The 20,398-nt window shown below is 39.2% G+C and carries 20 protein-coding genes; 9 read left to right on the top strand and 11 right to left on the bottom strand.

Going from position 1 to position 20,398, the window contains the following annotated elements:
* Nucleotides 1-105 precede the first annotated feature (105 nt).
* The 4 genes from AC1M9K_RS12835 to AC1M9K_RS12820 all read right to left on the bottom strand — a co-directional run bounded on the left by AC1M9K_RS12835 (nucleotide 106) and on the right by AC1M9K_RS12820 (nucleotide 3,955).
* On the bottom strand, nucleotides 106-825 hold the full coding sequence (locus AC1M9K_RS12835; RefSeq protein ID WP_481589477.1) for a PqiC family protein: 720 nt from the start codon (nucleotides 823-825) through the stop codon (nucleotides 106-108).
* The gene (locus AC1M9K_RS12830) at nucleotides 812-2,461 is read right to left on the bottom strand and encodes a PqiB family protein (protein WP_481589476.1); all 1,650 of its coding nucleotides are present in this window, start codon (nucleotides 2,459-2,461) and stop codon (nucleotides 812-814) included. The genes AC1M9K_RS12835 and AC1M9K_RS12830 overlap by 14 nt, the downstream gene beginning before the upstream one ends.
* A gap of 109 nt (nucleotides 2,462-2,570) precedes the next feature.
* Nucleotides 2,571-3,287, bottom strand: a complete 717-nt coding sequence (locus tag AC1M9K_RS12825) for a paraquat-inducible protein A (RefSeq protein ID WP_481589495.1) — start codon at nucleotides 3,285-3,287, stop codon at nucleotides 2,571-2,573.
* Between the two features lie 35 nt (nucleotides 3,288-3,322).
* On the bottom strand, nucleotides 3,323-3,955 hold the full coding sequence (locus tag AC1M9K_RS12820) for a paraquat-inducible protein A (protein ID WP_481589494.1): 633 nt from the start codon (nucleotides 3,953-3,955) through the stop codon (nucleotides 3,323-3,325).
* Between the two features lie 423 nt (nucleotides 3,956-4,378).
* Between AC1M9K_RS12820 and AC1M9K_RS12815 the strand changes: the two genes are divergently transcribed.
* The 7 genes from AC1M9K_RS12815 to AC1M9K_RS12785 are packed head-to-tail and all read left to right on the top strand — an operon-like array spanning nucleotide 4,379 to nucleotide 11,877.
* Nucleotides 4,379-5,353, top strand: coding sequence for an acyl-CoA desaturase (locus AC1M9K_RS12815; RefSeq protein WP_481589475.1), 975 nt, complete (start codon nucleotides 4,379-4,381; stop codon nucleotides 5,351-5,353).
* Entirely contained in the window at nucleotides 5,350-6,636 is a 1,287-nt protein-coding gene (locus AC1M9K_RS12810) for an NAD(P)/FAD-dependent oxidoreductase (RefSeq protein ID WP_481589474.1), read from the top strand. Before AC1M9K_RS12815 ends, AC1M9K_RS12810 begins: the two co-directional genes overlap by 4 nt.
* An 8-nt stretch (nucleotides 6,637-6,644) precedes the next feature.
* The gene (locus AC1M9K_RS12805; protein WP_481589473.1) at nucleotides 6,645-7,433 is read left to right on the top strand and encodes a DUF1365 domain-containing protein; all 789 of its coding nucleotides are present in this window, start codon (nucleotides 6,645-6,647) and stop codon (nucleotides 7,431-7,433) included.
* A 1-nt stretch (nucleotide 7,434) separates the two neighbouring features.
* Nucleotides 7,435-8,631, top strand: coding sequence for a class I SAM-dependent methyltransferase (locus AC1M9K_RS12800; protein ID WP_481589472.1), 1,197 nt, complete (start codon nucleotides 7,435-7,437; stop codon nucleotides 8,629-8,631).
* Between the two features lie 20 nt (nucleotides 8,632-8,651).
* Complete coding sequence (locus tag AC1M9K_RS12795; protein ID WP_481589471.1) at nucleotides 8,652-9,431, top strand: DUF1295 domain-containing protein; 780 nt, start codon at nucleotides 8,652-8,654, stop codon at nucleotides 9,429-9,431.
* Between the two features lie 8 nt (nucleotides 9,432-9,439).
* Nucleotides 9,440-10,489 (top strand): SAM-dependent methyltransferase, encoded by a 1,050-nt coding sequence (locus AC1M9K_RS12790; RefSeq protein WP_481589470.1) that lies wholly within the window; start codon nucleotides 9,440-9,442, stop codon nucleotides 10,487-10,489.
* Between the two features lie 44 nt (nucleotides 10,490-10,533).
* Complete coding sequence (locus tag AC1M9K_RS12785; protein ID WP_481589493.1) at nucleotides 10,534-11,877, top strand: sensor histidine kinase; 1,344 nt, start codon at nucleotides 10,534-10,536, stop codon at nucleotides 11,875-11,877.
* A 68-nt stretch (nucleotides 11,878-11,945) separates the two neighbouring features.
* Here the strand turns inward: AC1M9K_RS12785 and AC1M9K_RS12780 are convergent, their stop codons facing one another.
* The 6 genes from AC1M9K_RS12780 to AC1M9K_RS12755 all read right to left on the bottom strand — a co-directional run bounded on the left by AC1M9K_RS12780 (nucleotide 11,946) and on the right by AC1M9K_RS12755 (nucleotide 17,680).
* Nucleotides 11,946-12,629 (bottom strand): response regulator transcription factor, encoded by a 684-nt coding sequence (locus tag AC1M9K_RS12780; protein WP_092768268.1) that lies wholly within the window; start codon nucleotides 12,627-12,629, stop codon nucleotides 11,946-11,948.
* Between the two features lie 10 nt (nucleotides 12,630-12,639).
* The gene (locus tag AC1M9K_RS12775) at nucleotides 12,640-13,140 is read right to left on the bottom strand and encodes a chalcone isomerase family protein (RefSeq protein WP_481589469.1); all 501 of its coding nucleotides are present in this window, start codon (nucleotides 13,138-13,140) and stop codon (nucleotides 12,640-12,642) included.
* Nucleotides 13,110-13,688, bottom strand: coding sequence for a nuclear transport factor 2 family protein (locus tag AC1M9K_RS12770; protein ID WP_180028018.1), 579 nt, complete (start codon nucleotides 13,686-13,688; stop codon nucleotides 13,110-13,112). Before AC1M9K_RS12770 ends, AC1M9K_RS12775 begins: the two co-directional genes overlap by 31 nt.
* Before the next feature lie 140 nt (nucleotides 13,689-13,828).
* Nucleotides 13,829-15,094: an OprD family outer membrane porin gene (locus AC1M9K_RS12765; RefSeq protein WP_481589468.1), complete on the bottom strand. Its 1,266-nt coding sequence runs from the start codon at nucleotides 15,092-15,094 to the stop codon at nucleotides 13,829-13,831.
* Nucleotides 15,095-15,158: 64 nt separating this feature from the next.
* Nucleotides 15,159-16,505, bottom strand: a complete 1,347-nt coding sequence (locus tag AC1M9K_RS12760) for an MFS transporter (RefSeq protein ID WP_481589467.1) — start codon at nucleotides 16,503-16,505, stop codon at nucleotides 15,159-15,161.
* Nucleotides 16,506-16,870: 365 nt separating this feature from the next.
* Nucleotides 16,871-17,680 (bottom strand): IclR family transcriptional regulator domain-containing protein, encoded by an 810-nt coding sequence (locus AC1M9K_RS12755; protein WP_180000496.1) that lies wholly within the window; start codon nucleotides 17,678-17,680, stop codon nucleotides 16,871-16,873.
* A 155-nt stretch (nucleotides 17,681-17,835) separates the two neighbouring features.
* On the opposite strand from AC1M9K_RS12755, the gene pobA reads away from it, so the two are divergent.
* The gene (pobA, locus tag AC1M9K_RS12750) at nucleotides 17,836-19,026 is read left to right on the top strand and encodes a 4-hydroxybenzoate 3-monooxygenase (protein WP_481589466.1); all 1,191 of its coding nucleotides are present in this window, start codon (nucleotides 17,836-17,838) and stop codon (nucleotides 19,024-19,026) included.
* Nucleotides 19,027-19,103: 77 nt separating this feature from the next.
* Here pobA and pcaU read toward each other — a convergent pair whose 3' ends face one another.
* Entirely contained in the window at nucleotides 19,104-19,928 is an 825-nt protein-coding gene (gene pcaU, locus AC1M9K_RS12745; protein WP_481587829.1) for an IclR family transcriptional regulator PcaU, read from the bottom strand.
* Between the two features lie 272 nt (nucleotides 19,929-20,200).
* On the opposite strand from pcaU, the gene AC1M9K_RS12740 reads away from it, so the two are divergent.
* Nucleotides 20,201-20,398, top strand: a 198-nt coding sequence (locus tag AC1M9K_RS12740; RefSeq protein WP_481589465.1) for a CoA-transferase, incomplete at its 3' end; no start/stop codon positions are given.

Raw genomic sequence — 20,398 nt, 5'->3', positions numbered from 1 at the left:
TAAAAAATTATATACCAATTTATCAAAGATAGATGTTTTAAATACAACTCAGAGCTTTGCTGTATTCAAAACAGATTCAAAAGAAATCTCAAGTTTTTATGAAAATTAACTACATACCCCACCAGTAATCGGCTGATTCCTATTTTCTAAGTGCTTGACTGAACTTGCAATACTGATTGAAAGTTGATCAATGGCTTTTTGCGAAACAGTGACTAAAGTGTTTAAGTCTTTATTTTTTTGTGGAATTTCTTCATAAAAACTCATCCGACAACTGAGTTGATGACGTTGAGGTAATGTTTGAGCGTTTTTGGGTATGGATAAGGGGCGATTAGGATCATCATATCTTAAAGTCCAAGTCGCATTCATGAGCATAAAGCGTTGCTGATTTGATTTTTCGATGAAATCAAAGTTAGAAAAATCTAAGGCAATTCGATAAGCTGCTTGTCCACCAGTCATACCACTATTATAACGATCCACTGCACCTAATGTTTGCTGTAAACGCGCAGAAACAGCATCTCTCAATTCAGCCGATAAAGTAGATGTCCAACGATCATCGAACAATACTTTAGCCTGCCCATTTTCTTGTTGAATTACCAATGGAATTCGGTTTAAACGATCGGATAATCCAACAGGAAGCACCTCAATCATCCTCACTTTTAGATTTGACGAAGATGATGTTAGCGTTTGAGTGCTCAATGAATAGAACATAGGCGTAGGGGATGAAGAGCACCCACTGACGATGAGTGCAAACAAACCAACACTCAAGCTTGAAAGGACTTTTAGGTAGCAGCGTTGCTGAGATTTCAATAATTTATTCTCTGTCATCTTTCTTCGGCTCCGCTGTTTTTCCACGAATCAATGACTCAGGATTTTGTTCTATTTGATCTGCCATTAACTGCAATGAAGCTGCGGCACGGGTAATTTGTTGTAAAGCACGACGTAGATCTTGTTGTAATGGTGCATCACTTGCCAAGATGGTTTCAGAAGACTGAACTGTTTTACGAACATCATCCAAAGTGGCTTGTAAATTAGGCGCAACTTTGCCATCCAGTTGATCGACCAAACTTTTTGAAGATCGTATAGTTTTATCTAAGTTTGCCAAGGTTTGACGAACGTCCTGACCAATTTCAACCAATGGAAATTTAGATACATTATCGGCGATTTGGGACACTTGTGCTTGAAGGCCTTTTAATTCTGTAGGAGTTGTTGGAACTTCAACTACACCATCATTTCGACGGATTGCAGTGGCATATTTAGCTTTAGGGAAAAGATCAAAGCTAATGTAGTTTTGACCTGTAAGTAAATTGCCAGTCCGCATTTGAGCTCGCCAACCACGCTCAACAAATTGCTTGAATACTGTACCTTGCGGGTCCAACTCATGACCTCCAGCAATACGTGAAGGATAAACTTCAGCATCAACACGCATTCGAATTTGCGAGTGATTATTGTAGAACTCAGTGTTGATTTTTTTCACAGTACCGACTTCGACACCCATGAAATCAATTGGAGCTCCTACTGATAAACCTCGCAATGACTCATTGAAATACATTACGATCCGTCTTGGATTAAGATCAGGCTCTTTAAGCGCAAGCTTTTCAGAGTCAAATAATTCAAATTTCATTTTATTCGGAGCAGGAGCTGCATCAGAATTTTCAGGATAACCAAATGCGATCCCTCCCGAAATGATGCTTGCCAAAGATTGTGTGTTTAAACTAAAGCCCGAAGCATTCAAATTGACATCTACACCACTGGCTTGCCAGAAACGCGCATCTGTGGTGACAAATTTGTCATAAGGTGACTTAATGAAAGTTTGAAGTTCAACGCTTTTTCCATCATCAGCCAGTTGGTATGAGGTTACTTGTCCAACGTTGATTCTTCGATAATAAATAGGTGAACCGAAATCGAGCGAACCTAAATCTTGTGCCTTTAAGAAAAAGATTTTTCCAGGAACATCGGAAGTCACGACGGGTGGAGTTTCTAGCCCTTTAAACGAAGTGGTTTTGACATCTGATTTACCGCCATCTACTTCAATATATGCGCCAGAAAGTAAAGTATCGATACCTGAAACCCCACTTGCACCAATACGTGGTCTCACTACCCAAAAACGTGAATCTTCCGTAGCAAAATTACTGGCATCTTTCCGAAGTTCAATTTTAGCAATGATATGAGACCGATCTTCCGAAAGGTCAATTTCGCGTACTAGACCCACATTGACTTGACGATAACGAACTGTAGTTTTGCCAGCTTCAATGCCTTCTGCAGTCCTAAAAGAAACCTCAATAACAGGACCAGTATTCAAATACGCCTTGAGAGCTAATGAAAATGCAATGAGTAATGCAACAATTGGAATAATCCAAATGAGAGAAGGTTTCCATTTGCTACGTTTCTTATCAGGTACACCGACCTGACTCAGAACTTGTTCATCATGAGGATGACCATTACTCGATTGGTTTTCTGACATAGTTATTGATCTTATTAAATCGTAATGTGGTTGTAGTTTGTACGCTTCATCATATGAATATCAAGCAAGAAGTGAAAGGGTTTTATGTAAATCTCAATGTTCTGTAGCGTCATTTTTTTTCATGCTGACTCAGAATTGAAACGTAATAGTTGTCCCAAATGATTCTAGGATCAAAACTCAATGAGGCTAACATGGTCAAAACCACAACTGCACCAAAAGCGACTGCACCTGTGCCTGCTAAAATAGTTGCCAATGATTGAATTTGGATTAGTGCTGCTAGCATGGCGACAACGAAAACATCAATCATTGACCAACGGCCAATAAACTCCACGACTCTATACATGATCGAGCAATGCTTCGGTGAGAGGTGAATTTTTTTTGAGGCTTGTAAATGTACAGCACTGAGCAGGAGAGCAAGGATGACCAATTTCAGTAGGGGAATAAATATACTGGCAATAAAAATAACGGACGAAACGAAATAGTCACCACTTTTCCAGAAATAGATGACTCCACTCATAATAGTGTCTTGTTGACGACCAAGAATAGATTCTGTAATCGTCATCGGTAAAACATTAGCTGGTATATAAAGAATACTCGCTGCAATTAAATAAGCTAGAGTTCGTTCTAAACTTCGGGTTTTACGGGTATGTAATGGGCTATCACAACGAGTACAGCGGGATTTTCGTGCTTGTTCCATGGCAGACAAGGACGTCATGCGGTTGAGTGTTCCACAGCAATGACAAAGTGTGAGCTCAAGATCAATTGCACGCGGTGCAAGCGTTTCTAATGAGACAGATTTCTGCATAGGGTGTGGCGAATGCTTCATCTGATCGGGTTGATTCGTATGAGTGGAAGTAATGGTCATGAGATTTGATTTCCATCAATTACGTTCCATAGATCCTTGATTTTGATTGATACTAAATAGACCAACAAAACACTTAAAATGGCAAATGCCCATAAGGCAATTCCAGGAATCACAACCACCATCCCCACTAATTTCACCAAGGTGACCAAAACGCCAATCAGAAAGACTTCAACCATTCCCCAAGCTCTCAGTTGAAATAGTGACCGTAATGCGAGTTTAAGTGATGCATACTGTTGGGTTGCAATAACATTTTTATTGAACATTGCCATCAAAAGAATATATCCCATCAGAAGTAAGTAGGCCAAAGGGACAACAAAAGTGGTCATCAGAATAAGAAAGCCTACAAAAGCACGATCAGCCTCGAACATTGCCCAAGCCGCACCCAATAATGTGGTTTCTGAATAAATGCCTTGGAGTTCAACTTTGACAATTGAAAAACTATTGGCAATCGCAAAGATAATTAACGCAGTACAGACTAAGGCCAACAGTGTGTTAAATTTTGGAATTTTACGATAGAGCTCGGAACCGCAAGCCGAACAATAGGCACGTTCATTCTTATATAAATCGGATTTACGAAAGAGAGTATCGCACTCTTCACAAGCAACATAATTTTGATTGATTTGCACCATTTTTAAATCAGGGGCGAGTTTAGAATCCGATACAGTTTCTACATTCGTTTCAGACATCGTTGTCTCAACTTTTTCATCAATATTCTTGGTTTTTTATTTCTCCCTATAGTTTATATCGAGATTCAATAGGTTTGCCTATGATTATTTTGTTGAATCGAGATACATAGCGCTTTAGTTTGGCTTATCAGTGTGCAGTCATGTTGCTCAACGAGGGTATAAAAGGGGTTGAAGTGCTAATTGATCAGCATTTATGTAGTCAAAATGAGGGTGAGTTAAGTTTATATGATGAAATTAAATTAATATTAAATTCAATGATTCAGCGTGAAATTCAAGATGCAGCGTGTGCTTCACATAAACTTCATATATCAAGAACTACACTTCATTTAAATCATAAAGATCGATTGCTTAGTTTGGGATGACTGTATGTTGAAAAGCCTCATGCAATGGCTGGATAGTTGGTCCGTAAGCGTGCCACATGATGCATTGACCTCTGAGAGTAAACAGATTCAATGGCTCAGAATAATTCCTTTTATCCTACTGCATCTTGCTTGTCTGGCAGTGTTTTGGGTCGGGTTTTCTTGGTTTGCTTTTGCATTTATGTTGTTTTTTTATTTTATTCGCATGTTCGCAATCACGGCTTTTTTTCATCGTTATTTGTCACACAAAACTTTTCAAACTTCGAGATGGCTGCAATTTATCTTTATTTTAATTGGCACAATGAGTGCGCAGCGTGGACCATTATGGTGGGCAGCACATCATCGATATCATCATCGTTATACAGATACTCCTCAAGACCCACATTCATCAACGCATGGATTTTGGTATAGCCATGTTGGTTGGTTTTTAAATGAATATAATTTTTCAACGCGTAAAAGTGTCATTAAAGATTGGCTGAAGTTTCCGGAGCTGATTTGGTTAGATCGTTTTAGTTTGATGATCGTATTAATAACGGCTATCGGAATTTATGGTCTAGGGGAATGGGTTGCTTGGATGTGGCCGCATTGGGGAACCAGTGGTTTACAGTTATTGGTATGGGGAGGCGCAATTTCTACTGTTCTGCTTATTCATGCCACATTGTGCATTAACTCACTGGCTCACCATTATGGAAGCCGAGATTTTGAGACGAATGATCATAGTCGCAACAACTTATTTTTATCTCTGATTACACTTGGTGAAGGCTGGCACAACAATCATCATTTTTATGCAGGAAGTACGCGCCAAGGGTTCTATTGGTGGCAGATCGATGTGACCTATTACATCTTAAAATGTATGTCATGGTTTGGCTTGGTTTGGGGAATGAAACCCATACCAGCTCGAGTCTATGAAGCAAGTAAAATTACGCGTTCGAAAAAGGCCAAACTCCAACATTCTCAAGTTCACTCAAAGGAATCAAGATGAAAATTGCAATTATTGGATCGGGTATTTCAGGACTTTATGCAGCTTGGAAGTTGAGTAAGTTGCATGAGGTGACCGTATTTGAAAAGAATAATTATTTTGGGGGACATACTGATACTCATCAATTAAAGATCGATGGTGAGCAAGTTGCAGTGGATAGCGGATTCATTGTTTTTAATGAACACAACTATCCTTTATTTTGTGAGATGTTGAAGGAGCTTGGTGTACAAGCTCAAAGCAGCGATATGGGGTTTTCAGTTAATAATCAGGTCACAGGACTGCAATATAACCCTTCCAAGAAATTCTCATTATTGTTCAAACCACAGAATTTTTTAAAGACCCGCTTTAGAGCGATGCTGTCAGATTTATTCAGATTTTATGCAGCAAATAAAGATCTTGATGTAGATGAGACCGACCCGAATTACACTATTGAGCAATATCTCAACGAGCATGGATACTCGGATGCGTTTAGGCAAGAGCATCTCTATCCGATGTGTGGTGCATTATGGTCATGCCCAGTAGAGCAAGCAGGTCAAATTCCATATAAATTTGTAGTCAGTTTTTTTCAACATCATCGTATGTTGCAACTCAAAGATCGACCACAATGGTTAACTGTAAGAGGTGGGTCTTCTAAATATATTCGTGCAATTCAAACTCAAGCAAAGCACATTCATTTTAAAAAAGTAGAGGTGAAGTCAGTTAAGCGCTCAGCAAATGACGTGAGTATTGAAACGGGACAGGGGATTGAACGGTTTGATTGGGTGGTATTTGCAAGTCATGCAGATGACACATTGAAGTTGCTCGCTGAACCAACGGTTAAAGAATCAGAAATATTAGAAAAGTTTCAGTATCAAGACAATCATATGGTGTTGCATTCAGATACCAGCATTATGCCAAAATCAAGACGTCAGTGGGCAAGTTGGCATGTGCATGTCACACCGAATAGAGCGGGTCAAGTCACTCCATTTCAGCAAAATAGTGTCCATTATGGATTTAGTTATTGGATGAATCAGCTACAAAATCTGAAATGTGAAACTCAGATTTTTGCGACATTAAATCCTAATTTTGATTTAGATCCAAACAAAGTCTGGGTTCAGCGTCACTATCGTCATCCTGTATTTAATGCGGAAGCTATTGCAGCTCAGTCAAGATGGTCTGAAATAAACGGTTTAAATCGGACCTATTTTTGTGGTGCTTATTGGGGATGGGGCTTTCATGAAGATGGTGCAAGAAGTGCGTCATGGGTGGTTGAAGCCTTATTAAATTCATCGAATCAAGCCGCTTAGGAGTACTTATGCAGCTGTATCCACTTGCAATTGCAGTTGCTGACATTCGTCATCGCCGTTACTTGCCTAAGCCTTATGCTTTTCAGAGTCAGCTGACGTATTTGTGGTTTGATCCAGAACAGCTCAAACACTTCGCGCAAACTTCGATACTTTGGTCAACGAAAAAATGGAGCTTGCTGAGCCTCAATCCTGATGACTTCTTGGCAAACTATCAAGGCACGATTCGAGAGAAGGTTCTGCATGTATTGGAAGAACATACCTTAGAAGAACGGATACAGATCGCTGAAATTCGGGTGTTGGCTTTGCCGCGCACGCTTGGCTTCAGATTTAATTCGGTGGTTTTTTATTTTCTATTTAATGCCCAGCAAAAATTACAGTTCATTCTCAGTGAAATCACAAATACACCCTGGTTAGAAAGACAGGTATACGTTCACGATTGTCGCGCCGGGGGGGAGCAGCATTCCGAATATACCAGCTTCCACTTCCAGTTTGACAAAGCTTTTCACGTGTCACCCTTCATGCCAATGGATCTGAAGTATCAATGGACGTTTAGTTTGGCTGAAAAACAAAATTATGTGCTTATGCAATTGTTTAAAGAGGAAAAATTACAATTCGATGCATCAATGCGTTTTGAGTTAACCCCCATCACACTTCCTTCACAACTTCATCGCTATGCTGTTTTTAAACTATTTGAGCCGATCAAGATGGTTGCAGGTATTTATTATCATGCCTTTAAGCTTTGGATAAATAGAGTTCCATTTTATCGGCATCCCAATAATACGAAGGACAAGCTGTGATATGAAATCATTGTTAATGGGAGAGCAATCTTCACTACCGCTGGTGTTACGTCATTTACTGAAATTAAAACACGGCCAAATTCATTTTAAAGGGATTTGGGAGGGTTCAGTCGGTGAGGTAAGTGATCTAGACGCAGTGATTGAGGTCCATGATGCAAAGTTGATGGATCTACTTTTTCGTCAGGGGGTTCTTGGTGCAGCTGAAGGTTTCATTCAAGGATATTGGACGACACCAGATTTAGTGAAGATTGTGCGAATTCTTGCGAGAAATCGCGATATTTTAGATCGTATGAACCAAAGTGCCTTAGCAAAGGCGAGTCAACTCTTGCTCAAAACTTGGTATGCATCGCGTAAAAACTCATTGGAAGGTAGTCGCAAAAATATTGCTGAGCATTATGATTTAAGTAATGACTTTTTTAAGTTATTTCTTGATCCGAGCATGATGTACTCCAGCGCGGTATTCAAAGATCAATCTATGACTTTGGAACAAGCATCCGATTATAAAAAAGAAATCATATGCCAAAAATTGAAACTTCAACCGATGGATCATTTGGTTGAAATTGGCAGTGGATGGGGTGGTTTTGCGATCTATGCTGCGCAAAACTATGGTTGTAAAGTGACTACTATTACCATTTCTCAAGCTCAATATGACGAAGCTAAAGTTAGAATTGACGCTGCGGGTCTGTCTCATCGTGTTGAAGTTAAATTAAAAGATTATCGTTTACTTGAAGGTAAATTCGATAAATTGGTTTCAATTGAAATGATTGAAGCCGTTGGTGCTCAATATCTATCGACATATTTTGAAAAGTGTAGACAGCTGTTAAAACCTAATGGTTTGGCGCTTATTCAAGCCATCACCATTGAAGATGCGCGATATGAAAAGGCATTGAGTACGGTCGATTACATCAAAAGATACATTTTCCCAGGTAGTTTTATTCCTTGTATCAGCGTGATGACCAACGTTGCATCAGAACAAAAATTACGTCTAAAGCATCTTGAAGATATTGGTTTAAGTTATGCACAAACGATTCACTGCTGGCGTGAACGTTTTCTACAACAGCGTGAGCAAGTTTTAGCACTGGGCTTTGATGAAAACTTTATTCGCATGTGGGATTTTTATTTATGTTATTGCGAAGGAGGTTTTCTCGAAGGCGTCATTAGTGATGTGCATTTATTGTTTGAAGCAAGTCCATACTAAATCAGTGAGAGGACATCTCGATGTTGCTCAATTTATTTGTGATGAATGTTTTCCTGATGCTTTGTGCATGGATTTGGGTGACATTTAATCATCGTGCAGGTTTGGTCGATGTCATTTGGAGCTTTGGAATAGCTTTAAATGTCCTCATCGCAGCAAATGTAATGAATGAAGCCCCTACATCTGTTCGCATTTTTCTAGCGATCGCGAGTGGTCTTTGGTTTCTCCGTTTAGCATGGCATTTATGCAGAAGATATATCCGAGAAGATGCTGAGGACACGCGTTATGCCAATATGCGCCGTGCGATGGGAGACTTTCAACATTTAGGTTTTCTTCTCTTTTTTCTATTTCAGGCTGGGTTGATCTCCTTATTCTCATATCCAATGATCAAATTGCTCAGTATACCTGCGATGCAGTGGAGTAACTCGACAGAACTGCTGCTGCTGATTTCAGGATTAATCATGCTGGTTGCATTTATTGGTGAGGCACTCGCAGATCATCAGTTGTATCAATTTAAATTGAACCCGAATAATCGTGGCAAAACGATGGATCAAGGGTTATGGAAATATTCACGCCATCCGAATTACTTTTTTGAATGGATACATTGGTTTGCTTATCCAATCTTAGGTATAGCGGCGGGAACGCCTTGGTTGTGGATCTATCCGGTGTTGATGTGGCTCTTTTTGTACTACATCACGGGTATTCCATTTAGTGAACAGCAAGCGCTCAAAAATCGTGGTGCAAACTACAAGATGTACCAACAAAAAACATCAATGTTTCTTCCTTGGCCACCGAAAAAGTAGGTAATTACATGGATTCAATCGTTCAACAATCGTTAAAACTCATTGAAAGTGGCAAAGTTCCAGATCAAGTGATTCGTCTTGGTATCCAAGCACTTTGCAAAAAACGTCTTGAGCAAGAAGGTCGTTTTGACCCTGTATTCGCTTCACAGCGTTATATGGATGTATTAAGAGACTTGAAAAAAAGTGAAATCGCGATTGATACAGACAAGGCAAATGAACAACATTATGAATTGCCTATAGCATTCTTTCAGGCCGTGTTGGGCAAGCGTTTAAAGTACAGTGCCAGTTTATTCCATGATGCTAAAACCAGTTTAGATCAAGCTGAGGAAAATGCCCTGAAGGTCTACTGTGAACGTGCGCAATTACAAGATGGTCAGGACATCTTAGAAATAGGCTGTGGTTGGGGATCACTCAGTTTGTATATGGCAGAGCATTATCCAAATGCCAACATTACGGTAGTATCAAACTCCAATACTCAACGTCTTCACATTCAACAACAAGCCAAAGAAAAGCAATTTAACAATTTGACAGTCATCACCTGTGATGTAAATCAACTCGAGTTGGAGCAAAACTCTTTTGATCGTGTTGTATCCGTTGAAATGTTTGAGCATGTTCGAAACTATCAGCGATTATTTGCCAATATTAGCCAATGGCTCAAAGCAGATGGTTTATTGTGGTGTCATATTTTCTGCCATCGATTTATTCACTATCCATTTGAAGTTAAAAATGATTATGACTGGATGTCTAAATATTTTTTTACAGGCGGTTTAATGCCTGCTGTTTCGACTTTCCTGCACTTTCAGGATCATTTACAGTTAGAAAACCAATGGCAATGGTCTGGACAACAGTATGAACATACAGCCAATGCATGGTTAAATAATATGGACCAAAAAAAGGACTTACTTAAACCACTATTTAAGCAAACTTATGGTCAAGATGCGGAAATCTGGTGGCAACGTTGGAGAATCTTTTTCATGGCTTGTGCAGAACTGTTTGGTTATGACAAAGGTCGTGAGTGGGTGATTGGCCATTATTTGTTTAAGAAGCGAGCTGTTTGAAGTTCAAACTAAGCTTAGCGATAAGGTGAAGAGGGTACATGTCCATGATGAGGCTATTTAGGGATAAACGCGATCATCCTTTGGGTGAGGTGTTTAACCGCTATTATTGGCTACAAATTGGTCTTATTGCCTTGTCTATTGTGATTGGGATTGGTTGCAGTGCTTGGGTCATTAAAGGAACATTGCTGACCACAGCGCTCGAACAGGAGATGGAGCATTACTGGCAGCGTATGGAGCGTAATCCAGAAGCTGCTTTACCCGACACTAAAAATTTATATGGATATCGTTGGTCCGATGACGAGTTAGCCCCCTCTGAATTTCGTAATTTAAAACTCCAATCGGGTGTACATCGACACTATATCGATGGTAAAGACCGGATGACGGTTTATGGGACACGCAATGGTGAACACGTTTTTTTAGTGTTTGGTGAAAGTAATGTTAATAAGCTTATTTGGCTGTTTGGTTTAGCGCCACTCATGGTCAGCTTATTTTTGCTATACAGTGTGCTGTGGTGGTGGAATCGCCGTGCACGCCGCTATTTTTCGCCCATCACACGCTTAGCCAATGCACTCGAACATATCGATTGGGAACATCAGAATAATCGAGCATCACCATTTAAAGAAATTAAAACAGATTCTAATTTGGAGGCTGAATATCTCAAGCAAGCACTTGAAAAATATCATCAAGTTTTAAGCGAATTCATTCAGCGTGAAAGAGAGTTTACTGGCGATGTTAGTCATGAACTTCGAACACCGCTCACAATATTGAAGGGAAATGTACAACTTTGTCAGGCCCGTTATGGTGATAACAAATCTTTTACTCGATTGCAAAACACAATCGAAGATATGCAGTTATTGGTCGATACACTTTTGGCGATTGCTCGAAATACCACAAGCAATTTACAAAGTGAAAAAACACGCTTATCAGATCTGCTTCAAGATGTTGTAAGTGACTTGAATAGTGTCAGTTTGGCAAAAGGAATGAGTATCGATTTAAACATCGAAGTTAATGAGGTCAAACGTCATTTATATCCATCGATGACAAAAATGGTGTTTAGCAATATTTTAAGAAATGCATTGAATTACTCTCAAGGTACAAGCATTAATGTCATTCTCGAAAAAAATAAAGTGTTGGTCGCAGATAATGGTATCGGGATTGATTTACCGAATAACTCTAAGGTGCAAGAACTAACGAATCAGCAGCTGCAACTCGATATCAAAGGTCATGGTATCGGGCTACAACTGGTTCAAAAATTATGTAAACAACTTGGCTGGAGAGTAGAGTTATTTGATCGTGAATACTATTTGATGACTCATCCAAAAGTTGACTTGTCACTCAGTTCAGGACTGATTGTGGTCGTTTACTTGAATGATCAGCCTCCAAAATAGTGTATTTGGAGGAATTTGATCTGAAGTGCGAATTCAGTAGTAACTAGTTTTTTCAGTAGTAACTAGTTTTATTCAACTGCGATCTTTAGACCTACCCCTGAAACGGTGTGTATTAATTTTTGTTCAAACGGCTTATCGACCATTTTTCTTAAATTATAGATATGGCTTCTGAGTGCATCGCTTTCTGGTTCTTCATCCCCCCATAACTCAAGCATGATCTCCTGTTTAGTGAGCACTTTAGGTGAGTTTCGCATAAGTAATTTTAAAAGTTTGAATTGAATAGGTGGCAGTTCGATCATTTGACCTGCACGAGTGATTTGCTGTAAAGCAGGGTCTAATGTGAGATCGTGAATTTTGATTTGGCTGTTAGATACTTCTCCTAATGAGCGTTTGATCAGTGCACGAACACGATAAACCAATTCATTAAAATCAAATGGTTTGACTAAATAATCATCTGTACCTGCTCGGAAACCTTTTAATTTATCATCCAAAGTATCACGAGCAGTCAGCATCAGTACCGGGAGGTCGAGTCCTTGTTCGTTGCGAAGCCATTCACACAGGTCATACCCTGTACCGTCAGGTAAATTAATATCTAACAGTAGAATATGATAAGGATGTTGCTTGAGCAGTTGACGTGCCACATCCAAATTACGCGCATGATCAACCACAAAATTATGCTCTTCTAAAAATTCACATAATGTTGAAGCAAGTTCGTAATGATCTTCGACCATTAAAATAAAATGTTTAGTCATGTCGACACGATTAGTCCAATAATTGCTTTTTTAAAGTATCACTAAATGGAAACGAACCCAGCCAAATTTTAAAATAATCATTGGCATTCATGTATTGAATTTTACCCAAAATTTTTTGATTTAGACTCAAAGTTAAAGTCTGGGTCGTATGGGTATAGCTTAGACTGTAAATATCACCAGATCGAACCGGTTGATACAATTGTGTGATCTGGTCAAGCTGTTTCAACGTATTGGCTTGTTTGACATTTCGTTTGAGAAAGTGCGTTGCAGCCTTTTTAAAAGCCCATTCTGGAATATGTTGAGTATAAGCAAAGTCCATGCGAATATCTTGATTCTTCCAAGTGCTTTGACAATTTTGAGCGAAATAAGTTGCTTTACCGACATTTTTTTGTCCGACTTTGAGGTCTCCTTGACCACACTCACGCACACTTTGTGCATGCGCGAGTGGTAATAAGAATAGACTCAAAGCAGAGAGGGTGATTATTGCGATTTTTTGAAAGGTAATAACCATGCGTATAACCCTCCAGCATATGGTAGTGAGCGAAATAAGCCATCAGCTGGGTCCCAAAAGTCTTGCTGGAACACAATTTTGTCTTGCTCATTGATTTTTATTTCACTGATTCCATGTGATTCCATGCTTCGAGTTGTACCGAAGATTTTAAAATCATATGCCATACGCCAATGCACATAGGCTGAGTCGTCAAAATGTGATGTGTTGAGCAATTTGACTGAAACATTACTGACACGGTTGTTCATACCTTTGAAATGTTCGACTAGATTTTCACGCTTACTAAATTGTGAAAGTGTGTCATTGATATATAAACTGTCAGCATACAGATTGCTTGCTCGGTTAGTGAATTCAGGTGTACCTAAGGTATTGAATGCACTGGTAAAACGAACCCCTATATCTTGAGCTTTGGCAGGCGTCATGGTGATGCCTTGAACTGTCGATCTTGCTTGAGCATAATCATCAGAGTAACTTGGAATACTTGCACAGCCTGATAAAAAGAGTAGAGGAAGGCTCAATGTCGCAGCCACAATTTTTTTGACGTGTTTCATGATCTCAATCCACTAATTTATTCTTATTTTTTAATCTACTGGCAATCTTGTGAAATGGATGTGAAATTAAAATATGAGCTGTGTTCGATGAAAGATATTTGTGTTAAAGGGAGTTCCGTTGAACTCCCTTTAACTTTGTTTTATTTAAATTTCCAAGTGTAATCAATATTGACACGCATTTCGTCATCCGACTTAAATGCCATACCTACTGGTGGGATATCGTTACGGTAGCGACTATAACGTGTACGAATATTTAAACCTTCGAGTTTACCCGTTGGAACACGATAGCTGAGTTCAAAATCTAGAGCATCTTGTTCAAACGTCTGATTGTCGGTGTTACGAATTTCAATATCATCGCCTTTACTATAGCGAGTCATAAACTTTAGACCTTTCAATGAAGTGTCTTTGAAGTCATAGTCATAGCGTGCGTGATAGACTTTTTCATTAATGTTGGTGAAATCAGCACTCATACTATCTAAGAACACTGCTGGCTCTGAACCCGCTAAGGTCGGAAGAGCTGTATCACCAAAAGACTGCATATAGCCCAAACTGAAAGTATGATTGTTACGGTTAAGCCCAAAAATACCGCTCAAATGTTGATTTTCAATATGTCCTGCACGAGCTTGACCTGAGTCTTCACTCACAAACAGGCGTACATCCCCTAATAAATGCCCAATACCTATATCATGTTTGCTTTTAGCACCAATGAAATTTTGGTGATAAACATCATGAAGATTGGCATGAAAGAGTTGCGCAGTAATTTGATCGTTAAATTTATATTCAGCACCAAACATGTGTAAGCCAGATGATTCGGCAGCAGTCTTAAATCGATTATTAGGATTGCCAACTTTAATTTTTTCATAATCTGTTGAATCACGTTGATTCACACGATCCACATACAGTGCATGAATTTTCAAATTATCCACTTCATTGATTTGAAGATGTGTACCTCGATAATTTTGCTGGAATAAACGAGCTGGTGAAGAGAACAAAACAGGGAACATTGGTGCGAGTGTACCCCCATGTAAAGTCGATTTGCCCACTTTCGCTTTTGCCGTCCAGCGAATTTCTCCATACTGATCAGCTTTACCTGATGGACTGCTTGGTAGTAATCCCGAAGCTGCATAATCGTCGGCATCACTGCCTAAAAGATTAAAACCGGCCAGTGCCATAATGTCTAAACCTAGTCCTACGGTACCTGGTGTATAGCCTGAATTAGCTTTAAAGATAAAACCTTGAGCCCAGTCTTTCTGATCTTTACCTGATTCATCTTGTGTATATGCGCGATCAAAATAAAAATTACGAGCTGTTAGATTGACTGATGAGTCGTCTATAAAAGAATTAGCTTGCGTTGTTGATAGAAATCCAGACGCAATTACCCCTAAAAAGATTGCAGAAAATCTCATTATTGTCCCTATATGAAAAGTGGAGCTAGACGTCTTGTCTAGCTCTAAAGTATTAAAAAAATGATTATGCAGATGTTGGTTGTTGGAAATGCAATTGTGCAGTTTCTTTATTTTTGAGTTTTGAAATGCTTAATACCATGATAATGGCTGCAACGAATGCCAACGCATAATAACCGTAAAGTACAAGTGATGAGATACCACTATCGAGGAAAGCACCTGCTACCAGTGGAGACAAAATACCGCCTACACGACCAAAACCAATCGCATAACCAACACCAGTCGCACGAACATCAGCATCATAGATTGCAGGAGACATCGCATATAGACCTGCGACACATCCGTTTGACATCATGCCAAGGAATAAAGCGAGAATGAATGCGATCATGAGTGAACCAGTACTGTTCACAAATAACCAGATCAAGATTGCAGTTAAGGCAAGGAAAGACGCTTGAACATAGTAAATACGGATACGTGAACTAATCAGACCTAACAGCGCAGCACCAAACATACCGCCAGCACTAATCAGGACACCTGCTGTTACACCTTGTTCAGTGGTCATCCCATTTGCAGATAAGATTTTTGGTGTCCAACTCATGACGAAGTAGAAACCAAACATAACGAAGAAGAAGCTAAACCAGATACAAATCGTTTGAAGTGCCAATTTAGCGCTGAACAAACGTGCCAAACCACTCTTTGCTTGTTCGCTGGTCATAGTGACCGTAGGAAGTTGCTGTAATGGGGTAATATTGATTTTCTTTGCTAAAACATTAATACGTTCTAGAGCATTTTTTGGCTGTTTAACCAAAAGGTAATCAAGTGATTCTGGTAAGGTGAAATAAGACACGACCAACATGAATAAAGTCGCTAAACCACCTGTTAAGAAGACTGCACGCCATCCGAAATTGCTGATAAGCGCAATTGCAATAATCCCACCAACGGTTGCACCAATCGCGTAACCTGTACATTGTAAGCTGACTGCGAGACTTCTCCAACGCAGAGATGCGTACTCACTTGCAATAACATTACTACTTGCGAGAATACCGCCGATGCCTAAACCAGTCACAAAACGCATCATGCCAAGTTGCATTGCAGTCTGAGCAAATGATGCTGCAACCATACTTACTCCAGAGATAAGTAGGCAAAGTAAGATGAGTGGGCGGCGACCGATTTTATCAGCCCAAGGTGCAAGAAATAGTGAGCCAGCACCCATACCAAATAAGCCAGCACTCAATAGTGCACCAAGTTCAGCGCCAGTCAGTCCCCACTCGGCAGAAACAGATGCAGCAGTAAAGGCCATGACAAGAACGTCAAAGCCATCAATAACATTTAATAAAATACAGATACCGATAACAAACCACTGAAACCCATTCATGGTCTTGTTATTCATTTCCTCACGCGGGTTCTGAACCATTTACTTTCTCCATGGAATAAGACCTCATTGAAAAGCACTACGTGTGGCATGTGATTACATGTCATAAACGTAGGCAGACTTCAGAAGTCATCCTAGTAATGTTTAAGGTGTTCATCGCAGTCAGAACCCGTCCATATTCTGGTATTGATGAAATAATCAACACGTCTGCAATGTGCATGAATTTAGCATTATTGGATCCAAATTCAAGCAAAAAAATATTAACTTAGATATATTTTAGATTAAATGGATCCATATTTGCGAAGAAGTACTTGAAAAATATACTAAAGTACTAGGGATTAAAAAAATGAACGCCTCAGTTAAAGAAAGAAAAAAAATCTTAAAAGTTCATTCGAATCTTCCGAATTTTATAAAATAGCGCGCAAATCATGAGCTACTTGTTTAAGCTGGGGCAAAATATTTTGGATTAAATATGTTTCTGTAATTCTGTGGCTGGATCCGATACAGTTGAGTGCGGCTACAGTATCACCTTGCATGTTGAGAATAGGGACAGCTAAAGCAATAATTCCCAATTCATGTTCTTCTGTAGAAATGCAATAGTCTTGTTTTTGAACAGTTGCAATAGTGTTTATAAACTTTTGATGATCTATGATGGTAAAAGGCGTTAATCTCTTGAGTGGATATTGTGCAAGCCATTGATTAAGTTCATCATGGCTCAATCTTGAGAGTAGTATTTTACCTGTTGAGGTGGCGTAGGCTGGTAGGCGATTACCTAGATGAATACCCAACGGACTCATTTTAGATGATTCGTTCTGTTGAGGAACACTTTTCGCAACAGGTACGACTTCATGTTCATCGAGTACCGTGACTGAATAGCTCAGTGCAGTTTTGATACTGAGTAAATTCAGCATAGGTTGAGCGACTTTTGGCAAATATGCAGAGCTTAGATAAGCACTTGAAAAGCGTAAAACTTTGTAGGTGAGCCAATAAAAATGTTCATCTGTGTCTAAATAACCTAAAAATTTTAAAGTTCTTAAATATCGTCGTGCTGCGCTACGACTCAATCCTGTACGTTCAGCAATTTGGGTGACATTTAATTTTTGTCGTTCAACACCAAAGCATTCTAATAGATTCAAACCTTTAGCAAGGCCTGCAATGTAATCATCATATTGAATTACTTCTTTATTTTTAGCATTTGAAATCAATTCATTGCGCATGATATTGCTCTGATTTACACCCTTTAATTCTGATATCTTGTCCGATGATCGGTCATTTGTCACTAAATTCGGTCGTATTTAGGGCTAAAGTCTAGTACCTCAGTTGGAATTTCATTAGGTTTTACAAAAGGAAAAAAATTGAGGGTGTTTGTAATATGGAAATTTTAAAAACCAAAGTCGCGATTATCGGTTCAGGTCCAGCAGGTTTATTACTCGGTCAACTGCTCTATAAAGCGGGTATTGATCATATTTTAATTGAACAGCGTAGTGCTGAATATGTTGCCAGTCGTATCCGTGCTGGGATTTTAGAGCAAGTTTCAGTAGATTTATTGACTGAAGCTGGTGTAGATCAGCAACTCCGTGAAAAAGGGTTACCTCATCAGGGTATTGAAATTCTAACCAACGGTGAAAAGCATCGTGTTGATTTAACGCAGTTGACGGGTGGTAAACAAGTTACGGTATATGGTCAAACTGAAGTCACCAAAGATTTAATGCAGGCTCGCACAGCGGCTCAACTCACTTCATTCTATGAATCAACTAACGTTCAAGTACATGATTTCTACGGTCAACCAAGTGTTACTTTTGAGCATAATGGTCAGCAAGTAAAAGTTGAATGTGATTTTATCGCAGGTTGTGATGGCTACCATGGCGTGTGCCGTGCCAGTGTGCCAGACGACAAAATTAAAACTTTCGAGAAAGTCTATCCATTTGGCTGGTTAGGGGTATTGGCAGATGTACCTCCTGTTGCGGATGAACTAATTTATGTGCAATCTGATCGTGGATTTGCATTATGCAGTATGCGTTCTAACACGAGAAGTCGCTATTATCTACAAGTACCGTTAACGGATAAAGTTGAAAATTGGTCAGATGAGCAATTTTGGGAAGAGTTAAAAAATCGTCTAGATCCTGAAAGCCGTGAAAAGCTTGTGACTGGTCCATCAATTGAGAAGAGTATTGCGCCATTACGTAGTTTTGTCACTGAACCAATGCGTTTTGGTAAAATGTTCTTGGCGGGTGATGCTGCTCATATTGTACCGCCAACAGGAGCTAAAGGTTTAAACCTCGCTGCATCTGATATTGCGTATCTTTCTCAAGCTCTCATTGAATATTATCAAACGGGTTCTGAGCAGGGGATTGAGCAGTATTCTGAAAATTGCTTAAAACGTGTATGGAAAGCAGAGCGTTTCTCTTGGTGGATGACTCATTTATTACATCGTTTTGAGACAGAAACCGAATTCGAGCATAAAATCAAACAAGCTGAATTAAGTTATATTCTTGGTTCAGAAGCAGGGCAAACTACGCTTGCTGAAAACTATGTTGGACTACCACTCCAAAAAGCGAGTTAATCCTCGACGTTAAGCTTAATCCATTGGCTATTTTTTAGCGCACACCAAATTGCTCCACAATTTGGTGTGTTTTTTTATTAAACAAATTGTCTAAATTCAATCGAGGTTTGCTGTAATAAGGGCAGAATATACTGAATTAAATATTCCTTACTGGTTTTACCTGTCGGTGACACAATGTTTAATGCTGCGACAACATCAGCACGATGATTGTGAATAGGTACAGCCAAAGCATGTACGCCTAACTCATGTTCTTCAGCTGAGTAACAATATTCATCAGCTCTAACTTCTGCTAATAATTTTATAAATTTCTCATTATCGGTATACGTATATTTGGTGAGTGCTTTGAGTGGATATTTTTCCAACCATTCTTGTTGTGCTTCCTTGGATAAATAACTTAATAAAATTTTCCCTGCAGATGTGGCATGAGCGGGTAGTCGGTTACCTAAATGTAATCCATAAGGATTAACACGATCAGTCTGTTGATGCGCTGCACTACGTGCAATCGTAATAGCTTCGTAGCCATCTAATACCATCACGGAATAAATGAGAGAAGTTTGCTGAGTAAGTAAATTCAACAATGGCTGAGCAATTTTAGGCAGCTGTGCACCACTTAAATATGCACCTGAAAACTTTAAAACTTTAGGTGTTAAATAATAGTAATGACCATCAAACTCTAAATAACCTAAATATTCTAAAGTCATTAAATGTCGCCTTGCAGCGGCTCGAGTCAACCCTGTTTTTTCTGCAGCCATGGTCACATTTAAACGGTGACGGTCATTTGCAAAACAATCCAAGATAGCAAGTCCTTTGCTGATACCTGCAATAAAGTCTTCATGACGAATCCACTTTTTATTATCTGGATTTTGAAGTTGTCTGTTTCTTGAGTCTGATTCTGTAGACACAGCATTTTCCTTGCTATTTTAAAAATTGAATTATTGATGCTGATTTAGAATCTTGAGCAATATACTCAAGATATTGTTCGATCATCGAACAAAAAAACTGTAAATCGTACAAAAAACTTTTTTCAAGGTAGCTCAAGCTTTTTAATTTATCAAGAATGGAGTGACGGAATCCAAGCGATTTAGTTGCATATTTCAATCTCCGTCCAGATTGAAATTGCGCTAATCGTGGATTCCCCAAATATTAAAATATGTTGTACAGAGGGAGTTGTTGGATGATCGATAAATCGTCACAGTCTTTAGTTGAAGCTTTATCCCAAATTAAAGACGGTTCAACCATTATGATTGGTGGGTTTGGTACCGCAGGTCAGCCTGCTGAACTCATCGATGGCTTAATTGAACTCGGTATTAAAGACTTAGTGATCGTCAACAACAACGCAGGTAATGGTGATTACGGCTTGGCTAAACTGTTA

It is taken from the genome of Acinetobacter sp. 24-47-67 (assembly GCF_056779735.1).
The sequence above is the reverse complement of the archived record's forward strand: the minus strand, read 5'-3'. Positions and strand labels throughout refer to the sequence as shown.